Source organism: Peptostreptococcus sp. MV1 (assembly GCF_000758885.1).
Classification (GTDB): domain Bacteria; phylum Bacillota; class Clostridia; order Peptostreptococcales; family Peptostreptococcaceae; genus Peptostreptococcus.
In genome coordinates, this window is record NZ_JRNB01000065.1 from 1 (window position 1) to 22,816 (window position 22,816).

Below are 22,816 nucleotides of genomic sequence, written 5' to 3' on the forward strand. Positions count from 1 at the left end.
CTCTTTCATTATGCTGATAATTCTTGATAAATTTCAATAAATGCGTTATTATAATTACAGGAAAGTTTATAAAATTATAAACAATTTAGGAGGTTTAATTCATGAATAACTTAAGCAATATAGAACCAAAGGAAGTCTTTAGATGGTTTTACGAAATCAACCAGCACCCTAGAAGTTCTGGAAATGAACAAGAAGTGAGTGATTTTTTGGTACAATTCGCCAAGGATAGAAATCTAGAAGTTTATCAGGACGAAATTCTTAACGTAATTATAAAGAAGCCTGGTACTCCAGGTTACGAAAAATCTGAGCCAGTAATCATCCAGGGACATATGGACATGGTATGTGTGAAGACTGATGATTCTAACCACAACTTTGACACTGATCCTATCGAAATGATAGTTGAAGGTGATGTAATCAGAGCTAACAACACTACTCTAGGCGGTGACGATGCAATAGCAGTAGCCTATGGTCTAGCTATATTAGATGCAGATGATATCCCTCATCCTCCACTAGAGCTATTGGTAACTACAAACGAAGAAACTGGTATGGATGGTGCTATGGCCCTTAAGGCTGACCACTTGACAGGAACACGTTTACTAAATCTAGACACAGAAGTTGAAGGCGACTTCTTGGTAAGTTGCTCAGGTGGATCAAATATAGACCTTAGCTTTGACATAACTAGAGAAGCAAACTCAAGCAAGGCCTACAAGCTAGTAATCTCTGGCCTAAAGGGTGGCCACTCTGGTGCTGAAATAGACAGACAGAGAGCCAATGCCATCAAGCTAGCTGCTAGACTAATGTACCTAGTAAAGGCTGATGTTAGACTTGCATCATTTGTGGGTGGTATCAAGCACAATGCAGTTCCAGGAAATGCAGAAGTAGTATTTGCTACAGACAAGTTTGACTCACTAAAAGATGGCCTAGATGCCCTAATAGCTGACCTAAAGGAAGAATATAGGGTTGAAGAACCAGATCTAGCAATAGTAATCACAGAAGCCGCAGCTGACCAGGTATACACTAAGGACCTTAGCGATTCAGTAATCGACATGCTAATGGCCCTACCAGATGGAGTTCAGTACATGAGCAAGGATATAGAAGGCCTAGTTCAGACATCTCTAAACAATGCTGTTATTCTAGAAAATGATGGAAAACTAGTACTTACTACTTCAGTACGTTCTGCATCATCTAGCTCACTAAGAGAAATCCTAAACAGGGTAACTATTATAGCCAACAGGATGGGTGCAGTTGCTAGAGAATACTCTGAATACCCAGCATGGCAGTACGAAGCAGTATCTCCACTTAGAGATATCTCTGAGAAAATCTACATAGAAATGTATGGAAAGGAACCTAACATCACATCTATCCATGCAGGCCTAGAGTGTGGACTACTAAAGGGAATCTTGCCAGATGCCGATATGATCAGTTTCGGACCAAGTATATTCGATGCCCACACACCTAAGGAACACATGTATATCTCTTCTGTTGAAAGAGTTTGGGAATACACTAAGAAATTACTTGCTGCTCTTAAATAAGAGCGTTTAACAACAAATAGGGGCTACGCATTCTAGTAAGATTGAACCTACCCCAAAAAGTTGGACTTTTTAGCGAGACGGCTTCGGCTGCCTCGCTATTTTTTATTCCTACTAAATTTTATAATTTCTGAACTACTTGCAAGAGCTCCCATACTTATGTATGTCCAATTTCATTCCATCTGAATACTTCTTCACAAGCAATTCCTCTTTAAATATACAAACAATTATAAAAAATAATCAAAAAAAGTTCACTTTTTCTAAAAAAAATAGCAAAAAAAAATTGACGAATCCCCCCTATTGTGAGATAATAAGTACATAGAAAACGAACTATTTTTCTAAACTTGTAAAGAACGTGCGTATATTGTGCGTTTACTATAAAAATTTTGGTATGTATTCATAGGAGGATTAAAATGAATAAGATTTATACTGGTAAGACTAAAGACGTATTTGAAATTGATGATAAGAATGTGCTATTAAAGTTCAAAGATGATGTAACTGGTAAAGACGGAGTTTTTGATCCAGGCGAAAACCAGGTAGGACTACAAATAGAAGGTGCTGGTCGTTCAGCTGTTGCTATGACTAAGTTCTTCTATGAAAAGCTAAATGCTATGGGCCTAAACACTCACTTCGTATCTGCTGATGTAGACAAGAATGAAGCAGTGGTTAAGAAGGCTAAGGTATTTGGTAAGGGTGTAGAAGTAATCGTTCGTTACAGGGCAGTAGGATCATTCATCAGAAGATATGGTGACTACATCGAATCTGGAACTGTAATCCCTCCATACGTTGAGGTAACTCTAAAGGACGACGATAGAAACGACCCACTAATCACTAAGGATGCCCTTGCCCTACTAAACATCATGTCAGAAGCTGAATACGACGAACTAGCTAAGCTAGCTCTAGGAATAGGCGAAGTAGTAAAGGCTGAATTAGCTAAAAAGGAATTAGAACTATACGATATCAAGTTCGAATTCGGTATGATAGACGGCAAGGTTGCCCTAATAGACGAAATATCAGGCGGAAACATGAGAGCTTATAAGGGAGACGAATACATCGAACCACTAAAGCTAGAAAAGATCATGTTAGGTTAATTTGGCCTCAATTTAATATAATTTCACATATAATATGACTAGGGATTTTTCACAGATCTCCCTAGTAGCTAAGAAGGCTCATTTATACTTTGTATAAGTGTGCCTTTTTGTTTTATTAAAAACTAGTTGCAATATATATAGCCGTAAATTGCAATATCAATTTGTACACTTTTTTTGCCACTCTTGCAAAAATATCGACAACACCAAGGACGAAAGTTTCGTCCAAGATGCTGCCGAATAATTTAAAAATGAATGTATAGAGAGTATAGAAGAGAGTATAGAATTTTTTCGAGAGTATAGAATTTTTTCTGTAAATTTGCCTTCTATGGATAATCTGCCAATTGGGCAATTAAATTTTTTATATAGAACCCCAGTTCCTGATAAGTAAATCGATTTTAAATCAGTAGCAAATACCTTTTGTCTTTATAACTAACATATCTAAGTGTGTTTCTTACTTGATGTACTATACAAGGCTGGTATTCAGTTTTAGGAATGCTACGTTTATAGACTACATTATACTTATTAAATATTATAAAATATCAACTGTTTTACTTAGAAATTTCCATTAATACTTCTCGCCATCTAATAGCTTTCTCTGGGAGTATATTATCGTTCTCACTATTCATAATAAACTCATAAATTTCCTTTGGATCAAGTATTTTAATATTTTCATACTTTTTACCCTTTATTTGTCCTTTTGTAGTAAATAGATAAACTTCACCATCTAAGTGTTTAAACTTTTCAGTGTCTAAATCTATTTCTCCTTTTTTTACTTGAATATACACATTTTTTTTATTTTGTCCACTCTTATCTTTATCATGATTTATTAATACGCACTCATATAATGGCGTCGAACTTTTACATGTAGATGGAATTGTTATGTAGCCATATTTTTTAAATAGCCACATACAAATTATATCTTCACAATCATTTGGAGAGATTAAATCAAATATACTATCAGGACTATTATCAAGATCACCAATTTTATAAATAGTATTATGAAGTTTATTGGCTATATACTTTGAAAATTTCAAAGCACTATCATTATTGATTTTTTGTAAAGTATTTCCTCTAAAAAATGATGTAGTAATAATACCTGGAATATCAGCCTCTCCCCCAATTATAAGCCATTTGATATTTGTTCTTTGATTAGAAGCATCCATATCTAAAGCTTTTTTTGAAGAATCATATTTATATTCACTATTTTTTTGAACTAAACCTAGCAAATATAGACCATCCTTCCTCATCCAAACGAAATCATTTTCTGATATATTATTTAATCTTCTAACATTGTCTATTTTACTGTACACTTTATTTTTATTCACAAACTTTTCATATTCTTCAAATCTTTCATTTTCTTTAGCATTCGCAATTAAATTTCTCTGCCTATCTATATACTCCCTATCCTTGATTAAATCAAGAGTACATGTTGATTTTTCTAAGTGTTTATCCTTTAAACTCCATCCCATTGCTAAGATTTCATTTTCAAAGCAATAATTTGCAACACTTTCATTCAGTTCATTATTAGTTTTAGTCTGCAATCTCCACACATTACACTTTTCTACTAGTTCTTCAGTTTCTAAATTTTTATTGTTAACATTTCTCATAATAAACCTCCTATAAAATAAATTTCATTATCTTTAGAATATTTTAAATTATTAACAAGTTCATTTGATATAGGCACCTATAAATACTTTATATCCCCATACATAAGAGGGAAAAAATCGAAATATTCAACATCCACTACCTCTGCATAAACTTTTTCATCCTGACCATCTACTGGTATGTAAAAATGGGATCCCTCATATACCCTTAAATCTTTTGATAAAAACACATGATATTTACCCTCTGAATCTACAAGTCTGCATACAGCATAGTCAGACTTACAAAGTCTAATTTTTCTATACCTTGTTTTGTCAAATATATTATATTTTCTATGATCAAATCCCTTCATCATATATTCATTTTCGACTATCAAATCCATAAACTCCTCATAGAAAACTGGCAGTCCAATTAGATCAAAACTTCCAGAGAATCTATGTGTAGGCTTACCATCATTATATTCAACTTCAATAGTATAGGTTTCTACTCGGTCTGAATCATTTAAGATATCCTCAAGATCTCCTAAACACATTCCAAATATATCCTCTGGGTTCCCTGCACACTTTCCAAATATATTTTTCTCACCAAAATGTAAAATATAAACAATTAATTCCCTAAAGATATTGAATGTACAAAAATACTCGCTTTCCCTACTATTTTTATAACCATTTTCTAAGGTAAAAATATACTCATTACTGTAATTTACATGATCAGCACCTTTATCTGACTGAAGTATTTTAATTGTAGTGTTTGCTAAATCAATTTCCATTGACTCATTTAACCTATCATAGCACTTAAAATCATCGTCTATCAAATAGTCATGTATTCTTTCATATGATATTTTAATTCTAGAAACCGGACATTTTTCAACTAATTGGGGATCACCATAGTTTACTTTTTCATAATACCCTTCTTTTTCTTTTAATTTTTTGTATTTAATTAATCTATTTAGCATAATAGGCCTCTCTACTAATTTCCCTTTTATAAGTTCTTTTTATAATCTATATTTACAAAAAATATTACTTTGAACGCCATTTCAAAAACCAATATTATTATGATGGTGTATAATCTTTACTTATACGATTTGATTATCAGTTCGATATTACCAAAAATTTTATATATAGATTTTATTTTCTCAATCACATCTTCACCTTCAAACTTAAATAAAATCACCTTGTTTAATAGGGGCATTTTACTCTTTAATAAACCTAGATAGTTTTTATCAATCGCTAAACTATGTCCTAATATAATTATCTCTTCTACTTTTGAATAATCTGTTTGATCCATATATATTTGGAACTCATTGTCCCTAGCATACTCTAATATTTCTTTTGAAGGTTCTTTATATTTACAGCTAGAATCATTTTTTTCATTTTCATCTATTAAATATTCTCCTCTTCCAGAAAATAAACAGTATAGATGTTCCAACAACTCATCTTGTAACTGATCACTATATTTATAATTCCTACTTTTTAAAAATCTCCTGAAATTTAAAATTTCTTTTTTAAAATCCTTTCTAAACTTTATAAATTCACCCCCACAAGAATCTGGGACATCATCTTCAGGAAAGCCCAAAATAATATATCCATCTTCAGATATGGAACCATGAATATATTTTACATTATTAGTATATAGCTTAATAGTATCCGTATAATTAAAATTAATAGCCAAAGTTTCTTCATCTATTACCTCTAAAATAGACTCTATTATATCTACAGTTTTATTCATAACATTATTTTGTAAGTATTCTGCAAATAAAGTTGTAATGTTATTATAAATTATATTAGTATCGAGCATTTTTTCTTCTATTATTTTGTCGGAATCTATATCTATAATGTCATGAAAATTTTCACTAAAGATACCTAATGCAACAGATTTCATACACCCTTCAATATCACACCAATTTAAATCATCTTTCTTATTTTTATTATGACTTTCTATCAATTTTTTAAAAGCTTTAATAAAGTTCTCCTCCTTATTATTATATAAAAAGTCAATATACTTTGTTTTCAGTCCATGTGATAAGTCAAATCCATTCCCTATTATTGCAACTTTCTTTATATCCTTACTGTGAATATCACCTCCTATTTCTTGCTCCACTCTAGTAATTAATATATCAACATTATTCAAATCTTCATTAGTTAAATATATATGTTTTTCTTTTTTATTTTTTAAATATACTATATTAATAAAGGATTCATAACCTTTACATCTTTTAATCAACTTTTTAAGTGCACTAAAAATACTAGCCCAAACTATAGCTGTTTCACCAATTTCTTTTATGTTAATTATTATATCCATAAGATTTGGTTCAAACGCTCTAGGCTGGCACATAAAATATACTTTTCCCTTATAATCACTACTAATAAATCCATTTCCTAGAAATTCTTCCATGGCATCTAGGTTAAAATCTAGATTTTTCTTTTCTAATTCACTTGCATTTGTACTTATGCCGACTTCAATTTCAACCATTACTTGTTCCACCATCCTTCTCATCAACAATTATATTTCATTATTACTCTTCAAAGTATAATGTTGAAAAATACAAACTTAGACGCTCTGACTCTTTTTTTGATAGATCCTTAGGTAATACAAATGAGATTTCAAATCCTGGTCTTAATGGGTATTTAACTTCAATTACATTTGTCGGTAATGATGTTTTACTTCCATTCACTTCTAATTCTTCATCCAATAATATTTTTTCTCCCTTAGATAGTGCCTCAATCTCATCAAAGTGTTTACTTAAATCTGATATAGTTCTTTGATTTTTCAAAGATAATCTTAATTTCATCGAAAGATTTTCACGTAATGTTTCATATACAGACCATTCGACATGTCTTTGATGAGGATATCCTTCCTCATCATTATCTTTTTCTTCATCAAAGTTATAATCACTCGTTATTCTACCAAAGTAAATATTATCACCATAAGGGGTCAAGATTAAGTCACCTATTTCCATCCTATTTACGAAATTATCAAGTATTGAAGCAACATTTCCAAGCACCACTTTTGAATAATTATATTTGTCATTATTATCAATTATTTTTTTGATGTCGTCCTTATTTTTATTGTGTAAATTTCCTATGCAAGGCCATCCTACAGCTATAATTTTCTCATTCTTAAATTCATCCATTCTATCCTCTCCATGTGGATGTGGTCTTAATAACCAAGCTACCTTCCTACCTGTAACCTTACTATTATTTTTTAAATTTGTCATTGCAATTCCTCCTTAAAAACTCTTTTTTTAATATAGTCTTATATATCAAATATACTTAATCTCTATTTATCATATAATTATCCTCTATCTCATCAAAGTGTTTGCTTAAATCACCTATCGCTTTGGGATATCTCAAAGATTTTCTTAAATTATCAGAAAGTTTTTTACGTGATGCTTTATTAATAACCCACTCAACTTGTCTTTGATGTGAATACCCCTTTTCATAAGTATCTTTTTCTTCATTATAAATATAATCACTAGTTATTCTACCGAAATATATATCATCACCATCTGGCATCAAAATTAGATCTCCTACTTCCATCTTATTTACAAATATATTAAGGCTTGAAGCTGCTTGTCCTAGTCTTGAACCAACATAGTTATATGGTTCACCAGAAAGAAGATTTTTAATTTGATCCCTTGATTTTCCATATAGGTTACCGATACAAGGCCAGCCTATAGCTATAATTTCTTCATTCTTAAACTCATCCAGTCTCTTGATTTTGTGTGGTGACGGTCTTAGCAACCAAGCCACTTTTACATTTGTTACTTTTAAATCTTTCATTTTGTTCCTCCTTTTTCATTTATACTTTATTAAATATTTATTTCAGATATGTATAATATATATCATAATATATGCCACAATATATATTGTGTTTATTATTATATATCTACTATTATCTACCCTTATCTAAGCTATATATCATATTTCTTCCTTTGTCAATTATTTTTCGTAAAATTTTTATTTATTTTTTTGATCTTATTTACTAGTGATAAAATATGCTATCATTTTATTAAATAAAAAAGCACCTACTCAGCTAATATCAGTAGATACAAACTTGTAGATGCTTCCTTATATTATTATTTTTTATTACGTTTTTCTATAAATCATCCAATTATGACTTAGAATATCGGCTTATTAGAACTTGGCCAATCTTTCTTCTATAGTATGAAGTATTTCTTCAAACTTTTCTTTTTTAGCCTTTTCTTCTTCAACCAATTTTACTGGTGCCTTATTTACAAAGCCAGGGTTATTCAGCTTGCCTTCTACCCTCTTTATTTCAGATATGGCCTTGTCTCTTTCCTTATTTAATCTTTCTTTTTCCTTTTCAAAGTCTACCAACTCATCCAATGGTATAAATAATTCTACACCGTCGATTACTACAGATACAGCATCCTCTGGTATGCCATCCTTGTTGTCCTGGATTTCTACCTCTGATGCTGATGCTAGTGACTTGAAGTATTCCTTACCGTCTTCCATTGCTGGTCTCTTGTCTCCTGTAGGAACTATGATTATCCTGGCCTTCTTTGAAGGTGGTACATTCATCTCCGCCCTCACATTTCTGACATTTCTGATACCGTCCATGATCAGGTTCATCTTTTCCTCTTCTTCTAGCATACCATCTTCTTCCTTGTAGTGAGGATATTCAGCAGTTATAATGTAGCCCTTTACTGTTGGTAGGTATGAATATATTTCTTCAGTAATAAATGGTATAAATGGATGTAATAACTTTAGGATTTTTTCCATTACATATGTCAATGTATATAGGGCTGCCCTCTTGGCCTCTCTATCATCTCCGTATAGTCTTGGCTTGACTATTTCTATATACCAGTCACAGTATTCTGACCATGTAAAGTCATAGGCCTTCTGTAGGGCTATACCCAGGTCAAACTGGTCCATATTGTAGTTTACTTCCTTGACCACCCTGTTGGCTCTAGAAATAATCCACTTGTCGGCTAGAGTTAGCCTATCTGCAACCGCCTGGCGAGTCAAACCATCTAGTAGGCTCTCATCCTCTAAATTCATAAATACGAACCTAGACGCATTCCACAACTTGTTGTTGAAGTTACGTGCAAATTCAACCCTTTCCATATAGAATCTCATATCATTACCTGGTGAATTACCTGTTGTAAGAGTAAATCTCAAGGCATCTGCACCATACTGGTCTATTATTTCCAGTGGGTCTATACCATTACCCAGGGACTTGGACATCTTCCTACCCTCTGAATCCCTAACCAGGCCGTGTATCAATACGTGCTCAAATGGCTTTTCATTCATACAGAACATGGCTGAAAAGGCCATCCTAACCACCCAGAAGAAGATGATATCATAGCCTGTAACCAATACACTAGTTGGATAGTAGTAGTCTAACATATCAGTTTTTTCTGGCCAACCCATAGTTTCAAAAGGCCACAGACCTGACGAGAACCATGTATCTAAAACATCTTCATCCTGCTTGATATTAGTAGACTTACACTTAGTACATTCATGTGGAGCTTGTTCAGCGACTATTAGCTCGCCACAATCCTGGCAATAGTAGGCTGGTATCTGGTGACCCCACCACAGCTGCCTAGATACGCACCAGTCTCTGATGTTTTCTAGCCATTGTAAATAAGTCTTGTCAAACTTATCTGGAACGAACTTTAGGTCACCCCTTTTCAATATATCTATAGCAGGCTTGGCCAATTCATCCATCTTAACAAACCACTGCAATGATAGTCTTGGCTCTATAGTAGTATGACACCTGTAGCAAGTACCTACAGCATGGTCATGCTTTTCTATTTTAATCAGGTAACCAGCTTCTTCTAGGTCAGCAAGCAAGGCCTTCCTACACTCGTACCTGTCCATACCAGCATACTTACCTGCTAGGTCATTCATTGTAGCATCATCATTCATTACGTTGATTTCTTCAAGATTGTGTCTTTTTCCAACCTCAAAGTCATTCGGGTCATGGGCAGGTGTCATCTTAACTGCACCTGTACCAAATTCCTTGTCTACATAGTCATCGGCAACTATAGGCAATTCCCTACCAACTAATGGCAATATAGCTGTCTTGCCCACTAGGTGGCTATACCTCTCGTCTTCAGGATGTACTGCTATACCAGAGTCACCTAACATTGTCTCAGGTCTTGTAGTAGCTATCTCCAAGTACTCGTCACTATCCTTGATAGGATACTTTATATGCCAGAAGTTACCTGCCTGGTCTTCGTGCTCTACTTCTGCATCAGATAGGGTTGTCTTACAGTTCGGACACCAGTTTATAATCCTGTTACCCCTGTATATGTGACCTTCTTCATATAGCTTGACAAAGAACTTTGTTACAGCCTTGTTACAGCCCTCATCCATTGTAAATCTTTCCATATCCCAGTCACATGAGGCACCCAACTTCTTTACCTGGTTGACTATCTTGCCACCAAACTCGTCCTTCCAAGCCCAGGCCTGTCTTAGGAACTCTTCCCTACCTGCCTCGTACTTGGACTTGCCTGTTTCCTTCTTGATTCTGTCCACTACCTTTACCTCTGTAGCTATAGACGCATGATCAGTTCCTGGTATCCATAGAGCCTCATAACCATCCATCCTCTTCCACCTTGTCAGGATATCCTGTAGAGTATCATCAAGAGCGTGACCCATGTGCAACTGACCAGTAATATTTGGTGGCGGCATAACTATAGAGAAAGACTTTTTCGACTTGTCAATTTTTGACTTGAAAAGGCCCTTGTCCTGCCACTCTTTATAGATTCTGTCCTCAAAATCCTTGGGATCGTAATTCTTAGGTAAATTCTTGTCCATTATTAATCCTCCTACTAAAATTTTCCTACAAAAAAAGCTCTCATCCACAAAAGGACGAAAGCTCGCGTTACCACCTTAATTCCGACTAATAGTCGGCACTCAAAACCTTTAACGGGGTCAACCGTACTGCACTACCACCTAGGCTTCATGCAATATGCTCAAAAGCTACCTTCGACAAACCCTCTCTAAAAATCTCCCACCAACAATTTTCTCTCTGTAAAATAGGCCTGCCTACTCCTCTTCATCAAAGCATAGTATAGAATTGCTATATAATAAGTAGATTATATAGCATATTAGGCCTTTTTTCAAGAATATTTGCCCACTTTTTATGAATAATTAGTCTTAAGTGATATTTAAATTTTTCTAAGAATATTTAGATAATTTCTACTTTTATAAGTTTATAACTGCACTTTTATCCAGTATTTTTGTATTTTATTTTAAAAATTTAAACCTAGAAAAAATATTTTTTGCAACTTTTTTTTCTCAATTTTTCACCTATTTTTACTAATTTTAACAAATTTTCACCTTCATTTTATAGCTAATTCTATCTAATAATTAACTTTTTTTCAATTTTATTTTCATATAATATGTTAAAAAAATAGTTATTTTTTATAATTTGTTTAAATATATTAATATTATTGTTTATTTAAGGGGATTTCTGTGTTATACTTTATACGAGTTCTACGAGAAAATTTGATATTTTATTATTAATTTATATTTTATATGGAGGTATACAATGAGCTTAAAAGGTATCTTTACTGCTATTGCAAAAGTTCGTCGTGACGTCTTCACAGAAGTGGCAAGATTCGCTTATGAGGATAGTCAAGACTACAACAAATTAGAAGAAATTCCATACAAGATAGTACCTGGAGAAATCGCTTCCCATAGAGAGAGTATTTTTTTGGAAAGGGCTATTGTTGGTGAAAGAATTCGTTTGGCAATGGGTGTTCCACTTAGACAAATTTCTGAACATGCCCCAATACCAGCAGGTATAGATGAACATACAGTGACAAACACTATCTATAAGCCACCATTTGTTAACATAATAAAGTTCGCATGTAATTCATGTCCGGATAATGTATACAAGACTACTGATATTTGTAGGGGCTGCTTGGCAAGACCTTGCGTTGAAGTGTGTCCAAAGAAGGCTGTTTCAATCGTCAATGGCAAGTCTTTAATCGACCAAGACTTATGTATCAAGTGTGGTAGATGTAAGTCCGTCTGTCCATATGATGCCATTGCAAAGTTGGAAAGACCTTGTGCTAGAGCCTGTGGCATGGATGCCATTACATCTGACAAGTACGGTCGTGCATCAATAGACTATGACAAGTGTGTATCTTGTGGTGTATGTATTTCATCATGTCCATTTGGAGCTATTGCCGACAAGTCTCAGATCTACCAGCTAATAAATGAAATCAAGTCAGGTTCTAGAGTTATAGCTGAAATAGCACCTGCCTTTGCCGGTCAGTTTGGACCTAAGGTTACACCAGAAAAATTGAAGTCTGCCCTACTAGAATTAGGTTTCTTCGACGTAGTTGAAGTTGCCATAGGTGCCGACCTTTGTTCTATAGAAGAAGCTGAGGACTACATGGCAAATGTACCTGAAAAGCTAGACTTTATGGCTACATCATGCTGTCCATCATGGTCAGTTATGGCCAAGAAGCTATTCCCAGAGTTCGAGGAAAATATATCAATGGCTATGACACCAATGGTATTTACAGCTCGTTTCATCAAGCAGAGATTCAAGGATTCTAAGGTTGTATTTATAGGACCTTGTGTATCTAAGAAGCTAGAGGCAACTAGAACGTCTGTAAAGAGTCACGTTGACTATGTCCTTACTTTCGAAGAGGTAATGGGTATGTTTGAAGCCAAGGGTATAGTCCTTGAAGAAATGGAACCTGCTGACAATATCAACTTTGGTACAGGAGCTGGTAGAGGTTTCGCAGTATCTGGCGGTGTTGCAAATGCTGTTGTAGACGTAATCAAGAAGATTGACCCAGATAGAGAAATTCTAATAGATAAGGCTGATGGCCTAAAGGAATGTAGAAATATGCTAATGCTGGCCAAGGCTGGTAAGAGAAATGGCTACCTTCTAGAAGGTATGGCCTGCCCTGGTGGATGTGTTGCCGGTACTGGTACTATCCAGCCAGTCAACAAGAGTACTGCTACAGTAAATAACTACAAGAAAAAGGCTGAAAAGCAGGTAGCTAATGAAAGTAAGTATGCTGAAATGTTGTCAAAACTAGATGATTCTTGGTTTGATAATTGGAAGCTAGACATTGAATAAGAAAATATAAATAGCTGACCCAAGGGACAGCACTAAAGAAACGGAGGCGCACCTACTAGTCATATGACTGTGAGTGTGAACCTCCGTTTTATTGTGTAGTAGCTTTCGAGACTCTATTTAATTATATAATCGCTTTGAGACTATATTCTATTGTGTAATAGACTTAAATTTCCTTTTCAGTCTATTATATGCTAGCTACAACTCTTTTGTCTGATAGGCTTTTAGAGAGCTCATAATTGATATAGTAAATGCCAAAATAGAAACTACCACCATACTGGCTATCAATGAATTCCTACTCATATTCGCTATAAAGTCCAGTTGAATTTTTATCTTCAAAGTAGCTATAATCGTCGGTCCTAGTGATATCATAACCACTACCAGCATCACAAGATACCTACCTGCCCTGACACCGAGCCTACTCGTCAACCCTAGATAAATTGAAGCTATAAGGGTAAAAACAAAAATCGACACAACTATTCCCATAGCATTTATCGGTTCCAATTGCGCTAAGGCTAGGCTCTCCACAAAATATACACATAGGCAGTATCCATATACTAGATACATCAATAAGTATCTCTTTACAACCAAGAGCCTTCTACTATATCCAACAGCTGTTATCAAGGCTGTAGCCTTGGGATACTTTTCCTCCTCTTCATCAATACCTGAAAAAAGCGTAACTGCAATAACAATTGTCTCAACACTCAAGACTAATCCTGAAGGAATCTCCTTACCCCCACCTGCAAGGCATATAAAACCAGGAAATATAACTGAAACTAGCATGACTATAACCCAAACCTTCTTGGCTATCAAAAAATCCTTTTTAAGTAAGTTAAGCATCTAAGCTACCCCCTTCCACATAAGCTAGCATAATATCCTCAATATTTATTCTTTCCACAATTATCCCTGGTATCAGATGGTTCAACTCATCCAGTCTTTCAGTTATACCGGAAAAACCGTAATCACTCTCTTTAAGACTCAAAAAATATTTTTTAGATTCTTCATTTATCAAGGCCTTGTCACCCTTGACCCTGACATAGGAATCCAACAAACTATCCTTGTCTTCCACAAATACTATTTGCCCCTTATTTATAAAAACTATTATATCGGCGAACTTATCTAAGTCAGAAGTTATATGGCTAGAGTAAAATACACCCTTGCCTCCCACCTTCATAAAATCGTTCAGAATCTCCATCAGCTCTTTTCTGACTAGGGGATCAAGACCGGAAGTAGGCTCATCCATAATCAATAATTCAGCATGGTGTGATAGGGCCAGAGTCAAGGCAAACTTCATCTTCATCCCCTTTGACAAGGTCGCTATCTTCTGATTTTCATCAAGAGAAAATTTATTTAAATACTTGTAGTAGCTTGAATCGTCCCAATTAGAATAAGCCTTTGAAATGATTGACTTCATTTCTCTTATCTTGAGCGAGTCATATAGGTAACCCTCATCAAAAACCACTCCAATCCTGTCCTTTATCTGTCTAGAATCCTCATCCAGGTCCATCCCAAAAATACTTATCTGGCCCGAATCCTTTTGAGATAGGCCCAGCATAGACCTAATAGTAGTAGTCTTGCCCTGGCCATTTAGACCAATAAAACCTACTATACAGCCCTCTGGTATAGAAAAAGAAATGTCAGTCAGGGCAAATTTTTCATACGTCTTATTCAAACCACTAATCTCAATTACATTTTTCATTTCAAGTCCTCCTCATAAAATTTATGGCTAATCATAATCACAAAATTTATAATAGATCATTTTATTATATTTATCATAACGTATCTTCATACAAAATATCTATCATGGCATTTAACTCTTCCCTGCTGATATCAAGAGACTTGGCTGTATTTATAGCATCCAAAAGCTTGTCCTCAACCATCCTCCTCTTGGCATCCTTCAAAAGCTCTATATTTCCAGCAGATACAAAAGTTCCAAGACCTGCCTGACTAACCACAAAGCCCTCTTCCTCAAGGTCACTATAGACTCGCCTAATAGTCAAAACACTCACTTGAAGGTCACTGGCAAAGGCCCTTATAGAAGGCAAGGCATCACCCTCTTTGAGGTCCCCTTTCAATATACAATCCTTAACCTGGTCCTCTATCTGCTGGTATAGAGGCAGTCTAGAGCTATTCGACACAATTATTTTCAAAATTTCCACCTCCTTAACTGTATATATTCTATATGCACAGTATACACTATGTAAGCACAACTGTAAATAGGCCTGCATAAAAATTCATGAATTTGTGGTATACTTTTTATTATAAGGGACTAAAATTTAAATTTATTGGATTAGACACTTGACATGAACCCTGGGCACAGTGTTATCTTGTCTATAAAGGAGATGATGGATATGCTTAGAAGTGAAATACAAGAAAAAACAGGATTAACCAGAAAGGCAATTGAATATTATGAAAACAAGGACTTGGTCAAGCCTCAAAAAACGATTAATGTCTTCCGAAACTATAGCCAAGAAGATTTAGCTAGCTTGAAAAAAATTTCTGTATATAGAAAACTAGGACTTTCTGTCTATGAAATCAAAAAAATCCTACAGGATAATGAAAATATTCTACCCTCTATTTTAAGAAAAAAACAATACTACTCCGACCTAGAAAATAGAAAAAATGAAATCTTAAAGCTACTTTCTCTTGGAGAGAATATAGATACCATAAACCAAATGCTCACGAATTTAGAGAAAGAAGAAACTATCTATACACTTTTAGAAAATTATGCATGGAAAAACCAATAGATTTGCATACCAACGCAAAACACTTAACATCATATATCAACATTTATTTTTGATATACGCCTACACCACCTCATCCAGAACATATTTTGTAAAATAAGAGGCTATTAGCTTTATAAGTGTAAGAATTGAGAGGAATTTAATTTATATCAATGCGAAAATAGCGTCACAAAACTCAGGTGCATAAAATGCACATTTGAGTTTTGTAGATATTAAGCATATGATATAAAAAATTCCGGTTCAACTTACACGATAAAGCTATAGCCTTTATCTACACATCTAAACTAACTTAGTTGTAAAGTCCTCTATATTCCACACTTCATCAACCACGTCATTATAGAACTCAGGCTCATGGCTTACCAGGAGCACAGTTCCCTTGAACTCTTTTACGGCCTTCTTCAGTTCATCCTTGGCATCTACATCCAAGTGGTTAGTAGGCTCGTCCAGCACTAGGAAGTTAATATCCTTTAGCATGATCTTGCACAACCTAACCTTGGCTGCCTCACCACCTGATAAGACCCTCATCTGGCTAGTGATATGGTCATTTGTCAAACCACACTTGGCCAAGGCCCGCCTTACATCTATATTATCCATGCCTGGATATTCATTCCAAATTTCATCCATGGCAGTATTTGTATTCTCATGAGACGACTCCTGTTCGAAGTAACCAACCTCTAAGTAATCACCCAATCTCAGGTCTCCTCCAAATGGTTTAACAATGCCTAACAGGGTCTTTAATAGGGTAGACTTACCGATACCATTCATACCCTTTAGGGCTATCTTCTTGCCCCTTTCAAGCCTAAAATTAAGTGGTTTAGTCAGTGGATCATCATAGCCCAATACCAGGTCATTTGTCTCAAATACCAACTTGCCTGATGTACGAGCATTTCTAAATGCAAATGTCGGCTTAATCTTTTCCTTTGGTCTTTCAAGTATTTCCATCTTGTCTAGCTGCTTCTGTCTAGAGTTGGCCATGCCCCTAGTCGCTACCCTGGCCTTGTTTCTAGCTATAAAGTCTTCAAGCTTCTTTCTTTCTTCGACCTGCTTTTCATAGGCCTGTTCTTCCTGACGTTTCTTTATTTCATTTAGCCTTTCGAATTCATCATAATTTCCCTTGTACCTATTCAATTCTCCATTTTCTAAGTGGTAGATAACATTACAAGTATTGTTGATAAAGTCTATATCATGAGACACTAGTACAAAGGCATTTTCATAATCCTGTAGGTACCTAGTCAACCAAATAATATGCTCTTCATCCAAGAAGTTGGTAGGCTCGTCTAGAACTAGTATAGTCGGATTTTCAAGCAAGAGTTTTGTTAGTAGAACCTTTGTCCTCTGACCACCTGATAGGTCTGTCACATCCTTATCCAAGCCTAGTTCACCTAGACCCAAACCATTGGCAACCTCCTGAATCTTGGCATCTATAGTATAAAAACCACTATGCTCTAGCATAGTCTGGATTTCCGCTGTATCCTCCAGGTACTTACTCATTTCCTCATCGGTCGCCTCTGCCATCTTGTCATAGATTTCTAGCATTTCTTTTTCTAGATCAAACATCTTCTTGAAGGCATCTCTCAATATTTCTCTTATAGTCTTGCCCTTTTCTAGGACAGTATGCTGATCTAGATAACCAACTGTTACCCTATTTGACCACTTAATATCGCCAGCATCTGGCATCTGCCTCATAGTTATTATATTTAAAAAACTAGACTTGCCTTCTCCATTTGGACCTACAAGGGCTATATGTTCTCCCTTTCTAATCCTGAATGACACATCTTCTAAAATAGTCCTAGCCCCAAAGCCATGACTAACATTTTCTACTACTAACATCTAATCCTCCTAATTTTTCCGATTCTATCACAAATTTTATCACTTTAATATAATTTTATTATTACCTAAGATATCATCTTTCACTACTCTATAATATTATTAATCGGGGATTTATTCAAGCAAAAATGTTGTAAAATGCACATATTTACAGTATAATTATTAGATAGTAAGGGGGTTAAAAATACATGAAAAAAGAAAATCCTGAAGATAATAAGATAAGAAGGAAACCAGCTGGGCAGTCTAGCAGACCTTCTAACCGCAGACCATCTTCGAGCAATTCTGATCTAATATTACCATCGGAACGCTCAAAGGCGGACGGAAGTTCTGATAGAAGAAAGAGCAGGACCAGCTCACCAAATTCCAGAAGATCTTCTAGCTCTAGTAATCCTCAGACCAAAACTCGGTCTGTAGGTCCAGACTCTAGGTCAAATACTAGGAGCAGAAATAGCAACAAAAACTCTGCAAATACTAATGAGAATAATAAAAGAGCCTCTTCTAAAAACAAGAGCTCAAAAACACTAAAAAGAAAGTTGAGATCAAGAAGAAAGAAAAAGTTCATCGGTGGTATCATAGCTTTCTTCATAATACTATCAGCTGTGGTATTGGGCTTTGTGTTTGCGTCTCTAAAGGACGTAAAACCTGTCAATGAAGCCCTACTCGACAAGTTGACCCACCAGACTACTACTATCAAGTACTCAAACGGTGAGACCATGTCAACAGCACCTACCCAATACAAAAAGACACCAATCCCTCTAAGCGATATGTCACCTTATTTAAGGAAGGCCATCGTATCCATAGAGGATGAGCGTTTCTACTCTCATAGTGGTGTTGACTACTGGGGTCTAGGACGTTCTGTAGTCAAGACAATATTTGGTAGGAGACAGGGTGGTAGTACAGTACCTATGCAGGTATCAAAAATACTATTAACAAGTAGTGACCAGACAATGAGTCGTAAGATAAAGGATATATATTATGCCCTTGAAATGAGCAAGTCTGTCAGCAAGGACAAGATACTAGAAACTTACTTAAATAACTACTTTGTTGGTAAGAGTTTGTGTGGTGCTGAGGCCAGTGCCATGGGCTACTTCAACAAACACTCAAAGGACCTTAGCTTGGCAGAGGCTGCCATGTTGGCCGGAGTAACTAGGAACCCAACCAAGTATGCCCCATATACATCAGCCAGGATAACTGGTGATGAATCCAAGGCAGAATTAGACCACAAACTACTGTTCTTCCTTCCAACAGAAGGATTAGAAGCTGCTAACTCAGCTGAAAAATCTATGTATGAAAAATTAAACGAGTGGGACCTAATAGACCAGGATACCTACAAGCAGTTAAAGAGTGGTGACCTGCTAGTTAGGAAGGCAGTAAACAATCCTGATGCCAAGACTAGGCAGGAAGTCGTACTTAGCAAGATGAAGGAACTAGGTGTCATAACTGAGAAACAGTATGTAGCTGCCATAAATGAAAAAATTAATCTCCAGTTCCCAGATTCAAACGAAAAAATTGCAAACTCTGTAGAAAGTTTAATAGAATATGATGTAATAGATGCCCTAATGGAACAGGGTAAGACAGAAGAAGAAGCAAGAAACATGTACTACAACGGAGGACTAATAGTCAACTCTACAGTAGATCCAAAAATACAAAAGTCAATCGAAGCTGAATATGCAATCAATTCAAACTTCCCTAATGACACTGTAGCTGCAAATGGTTTAAGCGAGCCACAGTCAGCAAGTGTAATCATAGACTATAAAACTGGTAATATTAAGGGCCTAATAGGTGGTAGAAATATCAAGGCAAGAAAGACCTTAAATAGGGCTATCACACCTTACCAGCCCGGTTCTGCTATCAAGCCTCTATCAGTATATACACCTGCAATAGACACACAAAAAGTCACACAGTCTACACTAATGTCAGATACTAGAGGTGGCTATAGGTTTAAGGAAAATAGGGCATACAGCCCAGAAACAACAACTAATGGTTATGGTTCTATGTCTTTGAGACATAGTTTGGCCCTATCATCAAATACTATTGCCTACAAGACTGGTGAATTATTGGGACCAACATATGATGATGCAATTGACGTAATGATGGACTACCTAAGAAACTTCGGTATCACTTCTATACTTGACTTCAAGGAAGAAAACAAGGCCGGTATGCAGCGTAGTGACCGTCACTTCAACTCACTTGTATTAGGTGGTTTGACTAGGGGTATATCTCCTCTACAGATGGCATCAGCCTTTGGCACATTGGCCAATGGTGGTGTCTACATAGAACCGGAAATATTCACTACCATAACTACATACAACGGTGAGCTAATCATCAAGAATACACCTAAGACACACAAGGTTGTAGATCCAGATGTAGCCTATGTTGTAACTGATATGCTGACAGCAGTTATCAAGGAAGGTATTGGTAACTATGCAGCCCTAAGTTCAGGTATACCAGTAGCTGGTAAGACTGGTTCTACCAACGACTACTTGGATACTTGGTTTGTCGGCTATACTCCATACTATGTAGGTTCAACCTATATAGGTGATGACGCCGGTGTCAAGAACGAAGATGGAACCACTATGCAGAGACGTCGTATAGAAGGTGGTGCCTCAATGACGTCATCTAGACTATGGGCCAAGATTATGAATAGGGTTCACCAAAACTTAGAATACAAAACATTTACAAAACCGGATAATGTCTACACAACTACTATAAATGCTATTGATGGAGGACGTGCATCATATGGTGTACTAGCAGCCTTTATAAATGGTACTGCTCCTGATAGGTATAGTTATGCTGTAGCACCAACTCCAAAGAAAAAGACTGTCCCTTCAAATGGACAACAGGTTCCTGGTGCCAACGGTCAAACTACGTATCCTAGAACGCAACAGGGAACTCAGGGTGCATACCCTAGTCAGCAACAGGGTGCTAATCAATACACTAGACAACAGCAGTCATATAGTCGGGGAACTCAAAGAGGTTATTAAAAAATATATGTAATAGGTTAAAAATCAATATAAAACTTAACCCCCAGTCTAACTGGGGGGTCTTTGTACAATAAGAAGGAGTCACAAAATGTGACCCCTTCTTTATACTTAGATATTTTAAAACAAGACTTATCATCCTGCTAAAACCTTCTTTAAATTTTCTTATTTAGGCCGACTTCAAACTACTTATTTCTTCTTGAGCGATTGCTTCTATTTGCTCTTTCAATATTTAGCTTGTTGCCCTTTATCTTCCTGTTTTTCATTTTTTCAATGATTTCTCTAGCCTTATTCTTGTCTACATCTACAAATGTATACTTGTCATAGACATCGATATTGCCTATAAACTTGCCCCTAACACCTGTTTCACCAGCTATGGCTCCAAGTATATCCTTAGCTAGAATTCTCTGATTCTTACCTACATTCAAGAATAACCTAGTCACATCAGATTCGTTTAGCTTGTGCTTGCCCCTAGATCTTGGGACTTCTTCTACTATTTCCTGCTTTTCTTCATCACCCATGCTGTTTTTCAAGATGGCTGCACATATATCTATCATAGAATAATCTTCTTCATTGCAAAAGTCCTCTATCCACTGAACCTGCTTGGCTATATTTCCCTCTTCTAGAGTAGACTTTACAGTTTCAAAGAACTGGCCTACCTTCTTCTGTTCTACATCATTTACTGATGGTATATTATGCTTTACTATCTTTGACTTGGTATACCTTTCGATATCCTTTAGCTTTCTCATCTCCCTACCAAAGGCAAATGAAAAGGCTAGACCCTCTCTACCTGCACGACCTGTCCTACCAATTCTATGTACATAGTATTCATCATCCTGTGGTAATTCATAGTTTATTACACACTCTACGTCATCTATATCTATACCTCTGGCAGCAACATCAGTGGCTACTAGGATATCTATAGTACCTGCTCTGAACTTGTCCATTACTATGTCTCTTTGAACCTGCTTTAGGTCTCCGTGCAATGAGTCTGCACCGTATCCTCTAGCCTGTAGACTAGATACTAGCTCATCTGCACCCTTTTTAGTATTTGTAAATACCACTGTTAGCTTTGGATTGTACACATCTATCAACCTAGTCAAGACTTCTAGCTTGTTTGACTTCCTAGTTTCTATAAAGTACTGTTTGATGTTTGAAACTGTCAGCTCTTTTCTTACAACCTTGATATGAACTGGATCCTTCTGGTACTTCTTAGTCAAGTCCAAGATAGCCTTAGGCATAGTCGCTGAGAATAGGGCTGTCTGTCTTTCTTCTGGTACGTTTGATAAAATAGTTTCTATATCTTCCCTGAATCCCATATCTAGCATTTCATCCGCTTCATCTAGGACCACCATCTTTACCTGGTCTAATTTAAGTGTTCTTCTATTTATATGATCAATTACACGACCTGGTGTACCTATCACTACCTGTACACCGCCCTTTAGAGCCTTTATCTGCCTGTCTATGGGCTGTCCACCGTATATTGGTAGGGTACGTATACCCTGCATATACTTAGCAAGCTTTCTGACCTCCTCAGACACTTGTATTGCTAATTCTCTGGTCGGGCACAATACTATTGCCTGTAATTTTCTATTATTCTGGTCAATGTTTTCTAAGATTGGTATACTGAAGGCTGCTGTCTTACCTGTTCCAGTTTGGGCCTGACCAATTACATCACATCCTGATGTCATAGTTGGTATAGCCTTGGCCTGGATTGGAGACGGTTCTTCGTAACCTAGATCCTCTATCGCTCTCTTTATTTCTTCACTTACTTGCAATTCATTGAATTTTGTTATTTCCATACACTTTCCTTTCTTTGTACATATTTTGTACGCATTCCTATTATTATACATCTAATTTTAAAAAAAAGCAATTATTTTTTCTTTTAATCAAAAAACTATAGCCCTATAAAAAAAAACCTCAGGGACTATTTATTCTATACGCCCCCGAGGTGTCTTTTAAACATTTAT

The 22,816-nt window shown here is 35.8% G+C and carries 16 protein-coding genes, 1 pseudogene and 1 other annotated feature; of the genes and pseudogenes, 5 read left to right on the forward strand and 12 right to left on the reverse strand.

Translation table 11 applies throughout. The features are described from left to right. The first annotated feature begins 101 nt into the window (after window positions 1-101). Window positions 102-1,532 (forward strand): aminoacyl-histidine dipeptidase, encoded by a 1,431-nt coding sequence (locus HMPREF1639_RS04750; RefSeq protein ID WP_036763935.1) that lies wholly within the window; start codon window positions 102-104, stop codon window positions 1,530-1,532. 410 nt (window positions 1,533-1,942) lie between these two features. After that, a complete protein-coding gene (locus HMPREF1639_RS04755; protein WP_036763937.1) occupies window positions 1,943-2,620 on the forward strand; it encodes a phosphoribosylaminoimidazolesuccinocarboxamide synthase in 678 nt (225 codons plus the stop codon). Between the two features lie 384 nt (window positions 2,621-3,004). On the opposite strand, the pseudogene HMPREF1639_RS09470 reads toward HMPREF1639_RS04755, so the two are convergent. The 7 genes and pseudogenes from HMPREF1639_RS09470 to HMPREF1639_RS04785 form a co-directional block, all read right to left on the reverse strand. After that, window positions 3,005-3,111, reverse strand: a pseudogene (locus HMPREF1639_RS09470) (transposase); the annotation flags it as partial. A gap of 57 nt (window positions 3,112-3,168) precedes the next feature. Continuing rightward, the gene (locus HMPREF1639_RS04760; RefSeq protein WP_036763938.1) at window positions 3,169-4,227 is read right to left on the reverse strand and encodes a hypothetical protein; all 1,059 of its coding nucleotides are present in this window, start codon (window positions 4,225-4,227) and stop codon (window positions 3,169-3,171) included. A 77-nt stretch (window positions 4,228-4,304) separates the two neighbouring features. Continuing rightward, the gene (locus HMPREF1639_RS04765; RefSeq protein ID WP_036763940.1) at window positions 4,305-5,177 is read right to left on the reverse strand and encodes a hypothetical protein; all 873 of its coding nucleotides are present in this window, start codon (window positions 5,175-5,177) and stop codon (window positions 4,305-4,307) included. A gap of 116 nt (window positions 5,178-5,293) precedes the next feature. After that, on the reverse strand, window positions 5,294-6,694 hold the full coding sequence (locus tag HMPREF1639_RS04770; RefSeq protein ID WP_036763942.1) for an AbiH family protein: 1,401 nt from the start codon (window positions 6,692-6,694) through the stop codon (window positions 5,294-5,296). A gap of 43 nt (window positions 6,695-6,737) precedes the next feature. Further along, window positions 6,738-7,439, reverse strand: a complete 702-nt coding sequence (locus HMPREF1639_RS04775) for a restriction endonuclease (protein ID WP_036763944.1) — start codon at window positions 7,437-7,439, stop codon at window positions 6,738-6,740. Window positions 7,440-7,494: 55 nt separating this feature from the next. Then, the gene (locus HMPREF1639_RS04780; protein WP_036763946.1) at window positions 7,495-8,004 is read right to left on the reverse strand and encodes a hypothetical protein; all 510 of its coding nucleotides are present in this window, start codon (window positions 8,002-8,004) and stop codon (window positions 7,495-7,497) included. Between the two features lie 354 nt (window positions 8,005-8,358). Continuing rightward, a complete protein-coding gene (locus HMPREF1639_RS04785) occupies window positions 8,359-11,010 on the reverse strand; it encodes a valine--tRNA ligase (protein ID WP_036763947.1) in 2,652 nt (883 codons plus the stop codon). Window positions 11,011-11,057: 47 nt separating this feature from the next. Continuing rightward, window positions 11,058-11,267: a binding site (T-box leader), on the reverse strand. Window positions 11,268-11,746: 479 nt separating this feature from the next. On the opposite strand from HMPREF1639_RS04785, the gene HMPREF1639_RS04790 reads away from it, so the two are divergent. Continuing rightward, window positions 11,747-13,297, forward strand: a complete 1,551-nt coding sequence (locus tag HMPREF1639_RS04790; protein ID WP_036763949.1) for a 4Fe-4S dicluster domain-containing protein — start codon at window positions 11,747-11,749, stop codon at window positions 13,295-13,297. Between the two features lie 195 nt (window positions 13,298-13,492). Here HMPREF1639_RS04790 and HMPREF1639_RS04795 read toward each other — a convergent pair whose 3' ends face one another. The 3 genes from HMPREF1639_RS04795 to HMPREF1639_RS04805 all read right to left on the reverse strand — a co-directional run bounded on the left by HMPREF1639_RS04795 (window position 13,493) and on the right by HMPREF1639_RS04805 (window position 15,444). Then, a complete protein-coding gene (locus HMPREF1639_RS04795) occupies window positions 13,493-14,134 on the reverse strand; it encodes an ABC-2 transporter permease (protein WP_036763951.1) in 642 nt (213 codons plus the stop codon). Beyond that, the gene (locus HMPREF1639_RS04800; protein WP_036763953.1) at window positions 14,127-14,993 is read right to left on the reverse strand and encodes an ABC transporter ATP-binding protein; all 867 of its coding nucleotides are present in this window, start codon (window positions 14,991-14,993) and stop codon (window positions 14,127-14,129) included. The genes HMPREF1639_RS04795 and HMPREF1639_RS04800 overlap by 8 nt, the downstream gene beginning before the upstream one ends. 73 nt (window positions 14,994-15,066) lie before the next feature. After that, window positions 15,067-15,444 carry a GntR family transcriptional regulator gene (locus tag HMPREF1639_RS04805; RefSeq protein WP_036763955.1) on the reverse strand — a complete coding sequence of 126 codons (378 nt, stop codon included), beginning with the start codon at window positions 15,442-15,444 and terminating at the stop codon, window positions 15,067-15,069. A 201-nt stretch (window positions 15,445-15,645) separates the two neighbouring features. Between HMPREF1639_RS04805 and HMPREF1639_RS04810 the strand changes: the two genes are divergently transcribed. After that, on the forward strand, window positions 15,646-16,041 hold the full coding sequence (locus tag HMPREF1639_RS04810) for a MerR family transcriptional regulator (protein ID WP_052045425.1): 396 nt from the start codon (window positions 15,646-15,648) through the stop codon (window positions 16,039-16,041). A gap of 276 nt (window positions 16,042-16,317) precedes the next feature. Here HMPREF1639_RS04810 and HMPREF1639_RS04815 read toward each other — a convergent pair whose 3' ends face one another. Beyond that, complete coding sequence (locus tag HMPREF1639_RS04815) at window positions 16,318-17,868, reverse strand: ABC-F family ATP-binding cassette domain-containing protein (protein ID WP_036763956.1); 1,551 nt, start codon at window positions 17,866-17,868, stop codon at window positions 16,318-16,320. A gap of 185 nt (window positions 17,869-18,053) precedes the next feature. On the opposite strand from HMPREF1639_RS04815, the gene HMPREF1639_RS04820 reads away from it, so the two are divergent. Beyond that, complete coding sequence (locus HMPREF1639_RS04820; RefSeq protein ID WP_242847282.1) at window positions 18,054-20,849, forward strand: transglycosylase domain-containing protein; 2,796 nt, start codon at window positions 18,054-18,056, stop codon at window positions 20,847-20,849. 182 nt (window positions 20,850-21,031) lie between these two features. Here the strand turns inward: HMPREF1639_RS04820 and HMPREF1639_RS04825 are convergent, their stop codons facing one another. Then, a complete protein-coding gene (locus HMPREF1639_RS04825) occupies window positions 21,032-22,648 on the reverse strand; it encodes a DEAD/DEAH box helicase (RefSeq protein WP_036763958.1) in 1,617 nt (538 codons plus the stop codon). Between the last annotated feature and the right edge of the window lie 168 nt (window positions 22,649-22,816).

Excerpts from the sequence above, each read along its gene's own strand:
- HMPREF1639_RS04810 (WP_052045425.1), top strand. The coding sequence starts at position 15,646 with ATGCTTAGAAGTGAAATACAAGAAAAAACAGGATTAACCAGAAAGGCA.
- HMPREF1639_RS04785 (WP_036763947.1), bottom strand. The coding sequence starts at position 11,010 with ATGGACAAGAATTTACCTAAGAATTACGATCCCAAGGATTTTGAGGAC.
- HMPREF1639_RS04815 (WP_036763956.1), bottom strand. The coding sequence starts at position 17,868 with ATGTTAGTAGTAGAAAATGTTAGTCATGGCTTTGGGGCTAGGACTATT.
- HMPREF1639_RS04775 (WP_036763944.1), bottom strand. The coding sequence starts at position 7,439 with ATGACAAATTTAAAAAATAATAGTAAGGTTACAGGTAGGAAGGTAGCT.
- HMPREF1639_RS04750 (WP_036763935.1), top strand. The coding sequence starts at position 102 with ATGAATAACTTAAGCAATATAGAACCAAAGGAAGTCTTTAGATGGTTT.
- HMPREF1639_RS04780 (WP_036763946.1), bottom strand. The coding sequence starts at position 8,004 with ATGAAAGATTTAAAAGTAACAAATGTAAAAGTGGCTTGGTTGCTAAGA.
- HMPREF1639_RS04790 (WP_036763949.1), top strand. The coding sequence starts at position 11,747 with ATGAGCTTAAAAGGTATCTTTACTGCTATTGCAAAAGTTCGTCGTGAC.
- HMPREF1639_RS04795 (WP_036763951.1), bottom strand. The coding sequence starts at position 14,134 with ATGCTTAACTTACTTAAAAAGGATTTTTTGATAGCCAAGAAGGTTTGG.
- HMPREF1639_RS04825 (WP_036763958.1), bottom strand. The coding sequence starts at position 22,648 with ATGGAAATAACAAAATTCAATGAATTGCAAGTAAGTGAAGAAATAAAG.
- HMPREF1639_RS04755 (WP_036763937.1), top strand. The coding sequence starts at position 1,943 with ATGAATAAGATTTATACTGGTAAGACTAAAGACGTATTTGAAATTGAT.
- HMPREF1639_RS04820 (WP_242847282.1), top strand. The coding sequence starts at position 18,054 with ATGAAAAAAGAAAATCCTGAAGATAATAAGATAAGAAGGAAACCAGCT.
- HMPREF1639_RS04760 (WP_036763938.1), bottom strand. The coding sequence starts at position 4,227 with ATGAGAAATGTTAACAATAAAAATTTAGAAACTGAAGAACTAGTAGAA.
- HMPREF1639_RS04770 (WP_036763942.1), bottom strand. The coding sequence starts at position 6,694 with ATGGTTGAAATTGAAGTCGGCATAAGTACAAATGCAAGTGAATTAGAA.
- HMPREF1639_RS04765 (WP_036763940.1), bottom strand. The coding sequence starts at position 5,177 with ATGCTAAATAGATTAATTAAATACAAAAAATTAAAAGAAAAAGAAGGG.
- HMPREF1639_RS04800 (WP_036763953.1), bottom strand. The coding sequence starts at position 14,993 with ATGAAAAATGTAATTGAGATTAGTGGTTTGAATAAGACGTATGAAAAA.